Origin of the sequence: Saccharopolyspora elongata (assembly GCF_004348985.1) — a bacterium.
Taxonomy (GTDB): domain Bacteria; phylum Actinomycetota; class Actinomycetes; order Mycobacteriales; family Pseudonocardiaceae; genus Saccharopolyspora; species Saccharopolyspora elongata.
This window is the reverse complement of the sequence record NZ_SMKW01000150.1, coordinates 1-10,861: the sequence shown is the minus strand read 5'-3', so window position 1 is coordinate 10,861 and position 10,861 is coordinate 1. Positions and strand designations below refer to the sequence as shown.

Sequence of the window (10,861 nt, the reverse complement as noted above, 5' to 3'; positions counted from 1 at the left end):
TCAGCTTGCCGCCCACGTACCACTTCGCGAACGGCGCGTTCGACCAGTCCAGGACCTGGTCCCACTTGGTGTCCCAGGCCAGCCGCTCGGCTTGCTTCGCCCAGAACGCCTCCCGATCGGCCGAGGCCTCCTCGTACAGTGCCGACGTGGCGTTGGCCTGCGCCGCGAACTCCTGGGACGGAGCATGGCCCCGTTCTTCGGTGCGGAGATTGTCCAAAGTGCTCTGTGAGTGCTTGCCCACTTCCGACCTCTCGACGCGATCATGTGACGGCCTGATCGCTTTTTCGTTGCGGCTTTCCCGGATCCGTCAACCGGTTGGATGAATCTACGGCGGTCAACGTTGCGGCGACGTTGCGCTGTTGTTCGGTCGGGCGCCGAGCGCGGCGGCCACCCGCTCGCCGACAGCGTCGACCGGACCGGACGCGTCGACCCGCGCGAGCCTGTCTTTCTCCTGGTAGTGCGCGAGCATCGGTGCGGTCTGCTGCTCGTAGAGCTGCAGACGGCGCCGGATCGCGTCCTCGCGGTCGTCGTCGCGCTGGTGCAGCGGACCGGCGCAGGCGTTGCAGATGCCCTTCGCCCTCGTGGCGTTGAACTCCACGTGCCAGCTTCGCCCACACGTACCGCAAACGCGTCTGCCATTGAGGCGACGAACGATTTCCTCCGCAGGCACTTGCAGCTCCAGCACTACGTCAACAGTGCGTCCGGAGCTTCGCAACGTGTCGTCGAGGAACTCGGCCTGCTCCCGGTTCCGGGGGAACCCGTCGAGCAGGAAGCCATCGGCGTCGTCCTCACCGAGACGTCTACGCACCATTTCGTTGGTCAGCTCGTTCGGAACCAGGGCACCGCTGTCCATGTAGGACTTCGCCCGAAGTCCGAGATCCGTGCCCTCGCCGACGTTGCGCCGGAAGATGTCCCCGGTGGAGATGTGTGGAACACCCAGTCGGGCCGAAATCGCTTCCGCCTGCGTTCCCTTGCCGGCGCCCGGCGGGCCGACAAGCACAACGCGGCTCGGCTTGTGTTCAGCTCGCATCCAGTCGTTTCCATTCGTCTTGGGTGAGCAGTCGGGATCGGGTGAGGAAGCGGACGCCGTCGGGTGCTTCGAGGGAGAAGCCGCTGCCCCGTCCGGGCACGAGGTCGATGGTGAGGTGCGTGTGCTTCCAGTACTCGAACTGCGGTCTGGACATCCACACCGGGACGGCTTGGCCGTCCACGGTGAGATCGCCGAGGTGCACGTCGGCGTCGCTGGTGGCGAATTCGCCCGCCGGGTAGCACATGGGGGCGCTGCCGTCGCAGCATCCGCCGGACTGGTGGAACATCACCGGCCCGTGCTGCGCCCGGAGGCGGCGGATCTGCTCCGCCGCCTCCGGGGTCACCGCGACCCGGTCGCTGGTCATCAGAAGAAGCCCAGCGCGTTGTCGGAGTAGCTGACCAGCATGTTCTTGGTCTGCTGGTAGTGGTCCAGCATCATCTTGTGGGTTTCGCGCCCGATGCCGGACTGCTTGTAGCCGCCGAACGCGGCGTGGGCGGGGTAGGCGTGGTAGTTGTTCACCCACACCCGGCCGGCCTGGATGTCGCGGCCGGCGCGGTAGGCGGTGTTGCCGTCGCGGGACCACACCCCGGCGCCGAGGCCGTAGAGGGTGTCGTTGGCGATCTTCATGGCGTCGTCGTAGTCGTCGAAGCTGGTGACGGAGACGACCGGGCCGAAGATCTCCTCCTGGAAGATCCGCTGCTTGTTGTGGCCCGCGAACACCGTCGGCGCCACGTAGTAGCCGCCGGCCAGGTCGCCTTCGAGCTCGACCCGGTGACCGCCGGTGAGGACCTCCGCGCCTTCCTGCTTGCCGATGTCGATGTAGGACAGGATCTTCTCCAGCTGGTCGTTGCTGGCCTGGGCGCCGATCTGGGTGTCGGTGTCCAGCGGGTTGCCCTGCTTGATCTTCTCGGTTCGGGCCACCGCGTCGGTGAGGAATGCGTCGTAGATGCCGGACTGGATCAGCACCCGTGATGGGCACGTGCACACCTCGCCCTGGTTGAGGGCGAACAGCGCGAACCCTTCCAGGGCCTTGTCGTAGAAGGCGTCGTTGGCCGCCGCGACGTCGTCGAAGAAGATGTTCGGGCTCTTGCCGCCGAGCTCGACGGTGACCGGGATGATGTTCTGGCTGGCGTACTGCAGGATCAGCCGGCCGGTGGTGGTCTCGCCGGTGAAGGCGACCTTGCGCACCCGGGAGCTGGAGGCCAGCGGCTTGCCGGCTTCCACGCCGAAGCCGTTGACCACGTTGAGGACGCCCGCGGGCAGCAGGTCGGCGATGAGGTCGATCAGCACGTGGATCGATGCCGGTGTCTGCTCGGCGGGCTTGAGCACCACGGCGTTGCCCGCGGCCAGGGCCGGCGCCAGCTTCCAGGTCGCCATCAGCAGCGGGAAGTTCCACGGGATGATCTGGGCGACGACGCCCAGCGGCTCGTGGAAGTGGTAGGCGACGGTGTCGTCGTCGATCTGCGAGATCGCCCCCTCCTGACTCCGCAGGGCCCCGGCGAAGTAGCGGAAGTGGTCGATCGCCAGCGGGATGTCGGCCGCCAGCGTCTCGCGGACCGGCTTGCCGTTGTCCCAGCTCTCGGCGACCGCGAGCTTCTCGAGGTTGGCCTCCATGCGGTCGGCGATCTTGAGTAGGATCCCGGACCGCTCCGCCACCGACGTGCGGCCCCACGCGGGCGCGGCGCCCTCGGCGGCGTCCAAGGCGCGTTCCACGTCGTCGGCCGTGCCGCGGGCGATCTCGGTGAACACCTGGCCCGTGACGGGCGTGGGGTTCTCGAAGTAGTCCCCGCCGGCCGGGGCCACGTACTCGCCGCCGATGAAGTGGTCGTAACGCGAACGGAACTCGACTGCGGAACCTGTCGTCCCCGGAGCTGCATACAGAACCATCGTTCGCCTCTCGTGTGCTGGTACGGCCCTCCGCGGGCCGTCGTGACCTGGGCCACTCATGCCTCTGGTGTGGCGAGAAGCTAGGAGCCGCAACGTTGCAGCGACGTTGCAACGGGGCGAACCGGTGTCGCGGGTGCACTTGCCCGTAACGTGTGTCACCCCGCACTATGAATCTTTCCGCGACCGGATGTTCCGCGTTCTCGACACTTCTGCGCAGGCGAATGGACACCAGCTACGACACCTTGGTCGATCCGCTCGAGCGGGCCCGACTGCTCGAGCGGGTGCACGCTGCCGTCCTGGCCGGCGACCGGCTCTCGCACGAGCCGAGACCGGTCGTCTTCGAGTCCTGGCGGCGTTCGCTGGCAGCCCGGATCGATCCTGATCTCAGGGAGCCACCGCTGGCGTTCGACTCCGGCAGGATCGACGACGTTCGCCGGGAGCACCCGTTGGCGCGCTGGGTGCCGATGCTGCGCCAGACGCTGCTCGATGCGGCCGACGGCACCAGCCACGTCATGATCATCACCGATGCCGACGGCAACATCCTCTGGCGGCAAGGACATCCCCAGGTCTGCCGGGACGCAGACCGCGTTCTGCTCGCCGAAGGCACCCGGTGGGCCGAGAGCACGATCGGGACCAACGCCATGGGCACCACGCTCGCCACCGGAGCTCCCGTGCAGATCCACTCCGCCGAGCACCTCGTGCGGACCTACCACTCCTGGACCTGCGCCGCCTGTCCGGTCCGCGACCCGGAGACGGGTGCGCTGCTCGGCGCGGTCGATCTCAGCGGTCCGCTGCACACGATGCACCCGGCGCTGCTCGCGCTCGTGGTGGCCGGTGCGCGGCTGGTCGAAGGTGAGCTCCGCTGGCGCCTGGCCGCCTCCGACGACCTGCTCCGGGAGCGCAACGCCCACCACCTCGCCGAGTCCGGTCGGGATGCGGCACTGCTGAGCCCCAGTGGACGGATCGTCGCGAGCACACCCTCGGCGCGGTTCGTGCCGGGGCAGCGGATCGGCCTCGACGACAGCGGAACGGTCCGGTTGGACGACGGTGAGGACGCCGAGGTCGAACCGCTCGACGGCGGCTACCTGCTGCGCGTCGGGCAGCCCCGGTCTCGTCGTCGGCCGCAGTTGTCGTTGAAACTGCTCGGCGACGAGGTTCCAGCGGCCACAGTGGACGGTGTCCGGCACGATCTGAGCCTGCGGCACGCCGAAATCCTCGCACTGCTGGCGATGAACCCCGGCGGGCTGACTGCGGAGCGGCTCGCGCTGCTGCTGCACGGGGAGCAGGGCAACCCCACCACGGTCCGGGTGGAGATCCACCGCATCCGCAACGCTCTGGGGCCGCACGTGGTGAAGACCAGGCCGTACCGCATCGCGGCGGATGTGGACAGCGACCTGCATGCCCTCCGCGAGACGCTGCGCCATGGCGACGCCGGCGCCGCCGTGGATAGAGCCGGACTGCTGCTGCCGCGCTCGGAGTCCGTCGCGATCCGGGCCGAGCGCGACGAGCTCGTGGTGGCGCTGCGCGGCTGGGTGCTGGGCAGCGGAGACCCTGAACTGCTCTGGCGCTTCGCCCACACCGATGCCGGCCGCGACGATCTGGAGGTGCTGGAAAAGGCGCGGGATCTGATGGCGCCGGACGCTCCGCAGCGCAACGTGCTCGAATCCCGGCTGCGCCTCCTACTCGAAGAAACCGTGTAGCGCACCTGTCCGATCGGACAGGTCGGGGGTGCTCATCCGGGCAGTTCCGAGGTACAGTCCCTGGCTGTAGGTTCACCTGTGGTTTACCCCACAGTAATGCTGCTGGTCTGCTTGCAGCCGGTCTCGCCGCGGGCCGCGCACCGGCCGGACTCGTTCGCGGGCGAGGCTCATCGGTGAGTCGGGAGGGCCACGAGAAATGCCGGAGCCTCAAATCGCGTTCGAACATGTGGGCGTGCCGCGCCAACCCAGCCGCGACGATGTCGGCGAGCAGCGTCCGGCCCTTGCGAAGTTCCACGCGCCGGAAATCGTGTTCGGCCCCGATTCGTTGGCCGAGCTGGGCCACTCGGCTCGACGGCTCGGCGCGCGCCGTCCCTTCCTGGTCACCGATCCCGGCATCGTGGAGGCGGGATGGGTGCGCGAGGCAGTGGTGCACCTGCGCGAGGTGGGTCTGGAACCGGTCGTCTGGCACGAGCTGACGCCGAACCCGAAGGACCACGAGGTGCAGGCGGCCTACTGCGAATATGCTCAGGCCGGCGCGGACGTGATCATCGCCGTCGGCGGCGGCTCGTGCATCGACGCGGCCAAGGGCGTGGCGATCGTGTCCGCCAACGGTGGGCACATCCTGAACTACGAGGGCGTCGACCGGGTCGTGAACCCCATCCCACCGCTGGTCATGGTGCCGTCGACCTCGGGAACCGGGGCGGATGTGTCCCAGTTCTGCGTGGTCACCGACACCACCCACGCGACGAAGGTGACCATCATCAGCAGGACGCTGGTCCCCGAAATCTCGATCATCGATCCTCGGCTGCTGACGACCATGCCGGACTGGCTGAACGCGGCGACCGGTCTCGACGCGCTCACCCACGCCATGGAGTCCTACGTCTCGCTCGCGCACAACGTGCTGACCGATCAGCATTCGCTGCACGCCGTGCACCTGGTGACCAGGAACCTGCTGCGGACCCTGCTGGATCCGGCCGCCCAGGAGCCGCGCAACGCGATGGCGCAGGGGTCGTTGGCGGCGGGGATGGCGTTCACCAACGCGATCCTCGGCGCCACCCACGCCATGAGCCACCAGGTCGGCGGGCTGCTCGACGCGCCGCACGGCGTGATCAACGGGATCCTGCTGCCGCACGTGATCCGGTTCAACGCGGAACAGAGCCCGACTCGCTACGTGCCGCTGGCCGCCGCTGCGGGCATCGACACCGAGCGCGTACCCGCGGCCGAGGTCGCCGAGGTGCTGGCCGATCGGGTCCGCGAGCTGGCTGACTCCGTGGGTGCTCCGCGCGGTTTGTCCTGCCTCGGGGTCGGCGAGCACAACGTCGCGCACCTGGCCAGGACGACGATGAAGGACGCGTGCCTGGCGACCAACCCCCGCCAGGTCACCCAGGAGGAGATCGAGTCGTTGTTCCGAAAGGCCATGTGAGGTCGAAGGTGTCCGGTGGTGGCCGCGTCCGCGCGGGGGAGACGACGCTCGGTGAGCTCACCGGGGTGCGATCAAGCAAGCGGTCGTTCTACCCCGAGTACCGGCGCTCGAACGAGCGGCTGGCCGTGGCCGTGCAGGCGCTCGACGAGATCTCCCGCGCCGTGGTGCGCTCGGCGGAGGGGCCGAGGGCGCTGGTGGAGGCGGTCGTCGTGGCCGCCGTTGAGCACTTGCAAGCCGAGTGGGTGCTGCTGGCCGTCGCCGACGGGGCGTTGCGGGGGATACGTCCGGGTTTCCTGTTCGCCCGGGACGGCGAGCTGATCGACCAGGAGCACGATCTGCCCGCCGAGGTCCGCGAGCAGCTCGAAGTGATCCGCAAGCGCCCGTGGGAGCTCGAACCGGGCGAGGCCGGGCCGGGCTGGGTGCGCGCGCCGATGCTGCTCGACGAGGAGCCGGTCGGCGGCGTCGTGGGTCGGCCCGGTGCGGGAGTGGAAGTCACCGGGACCGACCTCGCGGTCCTGCGGGTGCTGGCCAATCAGGCCGCGGTGGCGCTGTACAACTCCTACCTGTTCCACACCGCGGCCCAGTTGAAGGGGCGCGCCGAGCAGTTGAACGAGGAAGCTTCCCGGCAGGCCAAGGACCTCGTCGAGCGCAACGCCGAACTGCAGGAGGTCCAGCGCCGGCTGACCGAGGCGATGCAGCGGCAGGTCATCGACGAGGAACGGCACCGCATAGCGCGGGAGCTGCACGACAGCGTGACCCAGGCCGTGCTCAGCGCCGGCATGACCGTGGAGGTGTGCCGGTCGGAGCTGGCGGCGATGGGCGCCGACGCGCAGCAGGTCGCCGAGCGGCTCATGGCGGCCAAGGACCTGACCCGGCAGGCGGTCTCCCAGCTGCGGTCGGCGATCTACGCGCTGCACCGGGGCGCCGACGAGGGCCCCGGTTCGCTGCCGGTGCTGCTGGAACGGCTGTCCAACGTGCATCTGCCGACCTCCGTCGACGTCGCGGTCCGGATCGAGGGCAAGCCGGTGCCGCTGCCCGGCGAGGCCGAGCACTCGCTGCTGCGGCTGACCGGCGAGGCCCTGTTCAACACCGCGACCCACTCGGGCGCGGACCGCGCGTCGGTGCACCTGAAGTACGAGACAGACCGCGTCGTGCTGTCGATCGCCGACGACGGCACCGGGGATCCCGCGCAGCTGCGGCGAACTCTGCGGGCGGCGCGCACCAATGACCTCAACGGGCACCACCGGGGGCTGGCGAACATGGCCGCAAGAGCCGAAGAACTCGGCGGTGAGCTCAACATCGGCAGGGCGAAGATGGGCGGGGTGCTCATCAGGCTGGAAGTGCCGATGCCGATGGCGGAAGGGGACACCGATGTCTGAGGAAGCCAGGTGGGCGGCCGGGGGCGTGGTGAGCGCACCGCCGGGTCCGGTCCGGATCGTGATCGTCGACGACCACTCCATCGTCCGGCAGGGGCTGCGGTCGCTGCTCGAACGGGAACAGGACCTCGAAGTGGTCGGGGAGGCCTCCACCGCGGCGGAGGCGGTCGCGGTGGTCGGCCGGACGCGGCCCGCAGTGGTGCTGCTGGACCTCAAGCTGTCCTCGGGTGAGGACACCGAGGGCCTGGCGCTGTGCGAGCGGTTGACCGGGGAGCACGAGGGTCTCGGGGTCCTGGTGCTGACGACGTTCCTGGACGAGAAGCTCGTCGTCGACGCCGTGCACCGCGGTGCCCGTGGTTACGTGGTCAAGGACGTCGACACCACCGAGCTGGTCCGGGCGATCCGCGCGGTGGCCCGCAAGGAGAGCGCGTTCGACTCGCGCTCGGCCGCGGCGATGGTGCACTCGATGAACAACCGCTCCACCGCACCGGAACTGACCGAACGCGAGCTGGGTGTGCTCCGGCTGATGGCCACCGGGTCGAGCAACCGGCACGTCGGCGGCCAGCTCTACATCTCCGAGACGACGGTGAAGTTCCACGTGCGCAACATCATGCGCAAGCTGGATGTCTCCACCCGCGCGGAAGCCGTCTACGAAGCAAGCAAGCGCGGGCTCATCTGAGCGTGGATCTTGACCTGTTGCCGTGTCGATCACGATGTGGTGCCACGACCACCAGCAACGGCTCTTCCCCACAGTGCTCAAGGACCGACACGCCCATCAGGCGGAGTCGATGACGAGCCAGCCGCCGTGGTGCTCGTCGACCTCGTAGGGCAGTCCGGTGCCGGTCCCCAGCCGGTGCAGCTCGGCGGTGTCGAAGGTGCGCAGGTGCCCGTAGGCGGCCGTCGGTTCGGCTTCGAATGGGACCGCGACGACGACCCGTCGCCGTGCCAACCGGATCGCCTCGGCGAGGACGGCCTCGCCGTGCTCGGGGTCGAGATGCTCCAGCAGGTGGATGACCGTCACCGTGTCGACGGCCTGGTCCGGCAGCGGCACTCGTGCGCCGTCGCAGACCAGCGTGCCCAGCGGTAGGCCCAGCTCGCGGGCGATGGTGCGCAGCAACGTGACGGTGCCGTTGGCGATGTCGGAGGCGACGACCGCGGTGCCGGGGCGCTCGGCCAGTAGCAGGGCCAGGAATCCGAAGCAGGAGCCCACGTCGAGGACCCGGCCCGGCGGTACCAGCTCCAGCACCCGCGAGTACACCGGCACCATCGCCGAGATCGACGAGTGCGGCGCGCCGCCGGCGTCCCTGGGGAGCCGGATCCGGGCGAGGGTGTTGCGGTAGAAGGTGGACCAGGCGTCGACCGAATCATCCACAGTGGATCTGACGATGCCGGTGAAGACTCGTTCGAAGACCTCCGCCCCGGTCAGCCAGCCCGGCGCGAACAGCTCGTCGGCCAGCTTGCCCGCCACGTCGTTGTCCAGCTCGTGCGGCTCGAGGCGGTGGCTGACCAGCACCCGGTGGCCGTCGCGGTGCAGGCCGAAGTGCCGGGTGCGGGTGATCGGGATCCGGTCCGGCGGCGGGTCGTGCCGCTCGTGCACCACGACCACCGCCTCGTCGCGGTAGCAGCCGGGACTGCTGCGGGCCAGCGGATCGATCGTGGCGCTGCCGGAGAACTGCCCCGCGTCACTCATCGCCCCACCGCCTCCGAGGACAGCGCATCCGATGTGCGGGCCAGGCCGGCCAGATCGCGCACCACTTCGACGCGGTCGCAGTGCTCGGCGTAGCGCGGTAGATCGCACCGGCCCAGACCCCACGAGTAGCGGGGTTCCGGGGTGAGCCAAATGGTTTCCCGCACCCGCCGCGCCATCTCCGCGAAGGCCGCCACGTCCGGATCGTTGCCGTTGCCCCGGCCGTCGCCGAGCACCAGCAAGGTCGTCCGCCGGGTCAGGGATGAGCCGTGCTCGTCGAGGAACCCCCTCAGCGCGCCGCCGTAGTCGGAGTTGGCGTCGACGTCGAGGACCCCGCCCGCCGGCAGCCCGTCGAAGACCAGCCCGAGCGCCTTCTCCAGCGGATGTTGCTCGAACAGGTCGGTGATCTCGACTATGTCTGCGACGAAGGCGAACGTGCGCACCCGGCTGAACAGCGATTGGAGGCCGTGCACGAGATGCAGCGTGAATCGGGCGGTGCTGCGCACCGACAGCGACACGTCGGCCAGCACCACCAGTCGCGGCTTGTCCTCGGCGCGCTTGGTGGTGACCGGCCGGAACGGAACGGCGTCGTAGCGCATGTTCCGGCGCATCGTCCGTCCGGAGTGGACCCTGCCGTGCGGGCTGGTTACCTGCTTGCTGGTGCGCGCCCCGCGCAGACTCCGGGCCAGCCTGCGCAGCGAGTCCTCCAGCTCCTGGCGCTCTCGCTCGTCGATCCGGTCGGTGACGCCCGCGGGCGAGACCGACTCGACCGACCGGTGTTCCAGCTCGGTGAGCTTGCGCAGGTGTTCCTTCAGGAGCGCGGGCAGGTCGTCGAGCACCCCGGACAGCGGCTTGCGCGGCAGTTGTGGGTCGGAGTCGGCATCCGCCAGCCAGTCCAGCAGTAGCCGTTCCTCGGCGATGGTCAGATCGGTGTCAACCCGGTGCCCGGTCTGCTGCGACAACTGCCCGGGCGTGCCCGCGTTGTGCAGCCGGGAGGTCTCCAGCTGCACGCCGGCGCTGTCGCCGCGCCCCGGCGAGGACTGGTCGCGGGAGAGGACTATCTCGTCGGTGATCGACGCGAGGTCGATCTTGTTGGCCTCTTGGTGCAGGTTGTACTGCTGGGCCAGGTCCTCCGGGTCGAAGAAGTCCCGCAGGTCCTTCGGGGCGTCGTGGCTGTGGCCCTCCTGCGGTGTGCTGGAGGGCTCCTCGGAGGCGGTGAAGCGTTCGAGTTCACCGGTGTCGGACAGGTCGTCGTGGGTGTGGTCAGGCCCGTCGCCGTCGGTGGATTCGACCACCCGCCGCAGGCGGAAGAAGGCGTCGAAGACGTCGTCGAACACCTCGTCGTCCCGGCGGTCCTTGATCAGCGCTATCCGCAGCGCGTCGCGCAGCACGGACCTGGACGACAGCACGCCGGGCTGCGACGCGCACCGCATGGCGTCGGTCGCCTCAGCCCCTGATACCCGCACCCCGTGCAGGCGCAGCAGGCGGACGAAGCGGTGCAAGCTCGTTTCCATACCGTCCCCTTGTGCCTCGTCAAGTAATGTTGATCTCGATATCGGCTCGTCGGATCTTTGCGTTGATCGCGGAGCCCCGGTTGGGGCGAGAGCGCCGGGCAGTCATCAAGTGGTGAAGTCGTGTGTTATGCGTTTCGGGGGTTCTTTTTGCGGGCGTACATGTCTTGATCAGCTAGGTGCAGGAGTTCTTTTGGTTCAGTGGTGGGGTCTTGAGTCACGGCGATCCCGACGCTGGCCTTCAGGT

General features: G+C 69.0%; 11 protein-coding genes. 4 read left to right on the top strand and 7 right to left on the bottom strand.

Annotated features, from left to right (window positions below):
• From E1288_RS44915 to adh, 4 genes are all read right to left on the bottom strand, one after another.
• On the bottom strand, window positions 1–241 hold a 241-nt coding region (locus E1288_RS44915; protein ID WP_328592572.1), incomplete at its 3' end, for an acetyl-coenzyme A synthetase N-terminal domain-containing protein.
• A 93-nt stretch (window positions 242–334) separates the two neighbouring features.
• A complete protein-coding gene (locus tag E1288_RS44910; protein ID WP_132495289.1) occupies window positions 335–1,030 on the bottom strand; it encodes an adenylate kinase in 696 nt (231 codons plus the stop codon).
• Window positions 1,020–1,394, bottom strand: a complete 375-nt coding sequence (locus E1288_RS44905; RefSeq protein ID WP_132495287.1) for a DUF779 domain-containing protein — start codon at window positions 1,392–1,394, stop codon at window positions 1,020–1,022. The genes E1288_RS44910 and E1288_RS44905 overlap by 11 nt, the downstream gene beginning before the upstream one ends.
• Entirely contained in the window at window positions 1,394–2,917 is a 1,524-nt protein-coding gene (gene adh / locus E1288_RS44900; RefSeq protein ID WP_132495285.1) for an aldehyde dehydrogenase, read from the bottom strand. The genes E1288_RS44905 and adh overlap by 1 nt, the downstream gene beginning before the upstream one ends.
• 221 nt (window positions 2,918–3,138) lie before the next feature.
• Here adh and E1288_RS44895 point away from each other — a divergent pair, with 221 nt between their 5' ends.
• The 4 genes from E1288_RS44895 (at window position 3,139) to E1288_RS44880 (ending at window position 8,095) form a co-directional block, all read left to right on the top strand.
• Window positions 3,139–4,617 (top strand): GAF domain-containing protein, encoded by a 1,479-nt coding sequence (locus E1288_RS44895; RefSeq protein WP_132495283.1) that lies wholly within the window; start codon window positions 3,139–3,141, stop codon window positions 4,615–4,617.
• A gap of 232 nt (window positions 4,618–4,849) precedes the next feature.
• Window positions 4,850–6,040 (top strand): iron-containing alcohol dehydrogenase, encoded by a 1,191-nt coding sequence (locus E1288_RS44890; protein ID WP_456320522.1) that lies wholly within the window; start codon window positions 4,850–4,852, stop codon window positions 6,038–6,040.
• 8 nt (window positions 6,041–6,048) lie between these two features.
• Window positions 6,049–7,419: a MadS family sensor histidine kinase gene (locus tag E1288_RS44885; protein WP_132495279.1), complete on the top strand. Its 1,371-nt coding sequence runs from the start codon at window positions 6,049–6,051 to the stop codon at window positions 7,417–7,419.
• Complete coding sequence (locus E1288_RS44880; RefSeq protein ID WP_132495277.1) at window positions 7,412–8,095, top strand: MadR family response regulator transcription factor; 684 nt, start codon at window positions 7,412–7,414, stop codon at window positions 8,093–8,095. The genes E1288_RS44885 and E1288_RS44880 overlap by 8 nt, the downstream gene beginning before the upstream one ends.
• 96 nt (window positions 8,096–8,191) lie before the next feature.
• Here E1288_RS44880 and mftM read toward each other — a convergent pair whose 3' ends face one another.
• The 3 genes from mftM to E1288_RS44865 all read right to left on the bottom strand — a co-directional run bounded on the left by mftM (window position 8,192) and on the right by E1288_RS44865 (window position 10,859).
• Window positions 8,192–9,106, bottom strand: coding sequence for a mycofactocin oligosaccharide methyltransferase MftM (gene mftM, locus E1288_RS44875; protein WP_132495275.1), 915 nt, complete (start codon window positions 9,104–9,106; stop codon window positions 8,192–8,194).
• Window positions 9,103–10,617 carry a VWA domain-containing protein gene (locus E1288_RS44870; protein WP_132495273.1) on the bottom strand — a complete coding sequence of 505 codons (1,515 nt, stop codon included), beginning with the start codon at window positions 10,615–10,617 and terminating at the stop codon, window positions 9,103–9,105. The genes mftM and E1288_RS44870 overlap by 4 nt, the downstream gene beginning before the upstream one ends.
• Window positions 10,618–10,742: 125 nt before the next feature.
• Complete coding sequence (locus E1288_RS44865; RefSeq protein ID WP_268952034.1) at window positions 10,743–10,859, bottom strand: diguanylate cyclase domain-containing protein; 117 nt, start codon at window positions 10,857–10,859, stop codon at window positions 10,743–10,745.
• Between the last annotated feature and the right edge of the window lie 2 nt (window positions 10,860–10,861).

What these genes read in the sequence shown, in the direction of transcription:
- E1288_RS44905 (WP_132495287.1), bottom strand. Translation starts at nt 1,394, where the DNA reads ATGACCAGCGACCGGGTCGCGGTGACCCCGGAGGCGGCGGAGCAGATC.
- E1288_RS44880 (WP_132495277.1), top strand. Translation starts at nt 7,412, where the DNA reads ATGTCTGAGGAAGCCAGGTGGGCGGCCGGGGGCGTGGTGAGCGCACCG.
- mftM (WP_132495275.1), bottom strand. Translation starts at nt 9,106, where the DNA reads ATGAGTGACGCGGGGCAGTTCTCCGGCAGCGCCACGATCGATCCGCTG.
- E1288_RS44870 (WP_132495273.1), bottom strand. Translation starts at nt 10,617, where the DNA reads ATGGAAACGAGCTTGCACCGCTTCGTCCGCCTGCTGCGCCTGCACGGG.
- adh (WP_132495285.1), bottom strand. Translation starts at nt 2,917, where the DNA reads ATGGTTCTGTATGCAGCTCCGGGGACGACAGGTTCCGCAGTCGAGTTC.
- E1288_RS44910 (WP_132495289.1), bottom strand. Translation starts at nt 1,030, where the DNA reads ATGCGAGCTGAACACAAGCCGAGCCGCGTTGTGCTTGTCGGCCCGCCG.
- E1288_RS44895 (WP_132495283.1), top strand. Translation starts at nt 3,139, where the DNA reads ATGGACACCAGCTACGACACCTTGGTCGATCCGCTCGAGCGGGCCCGA.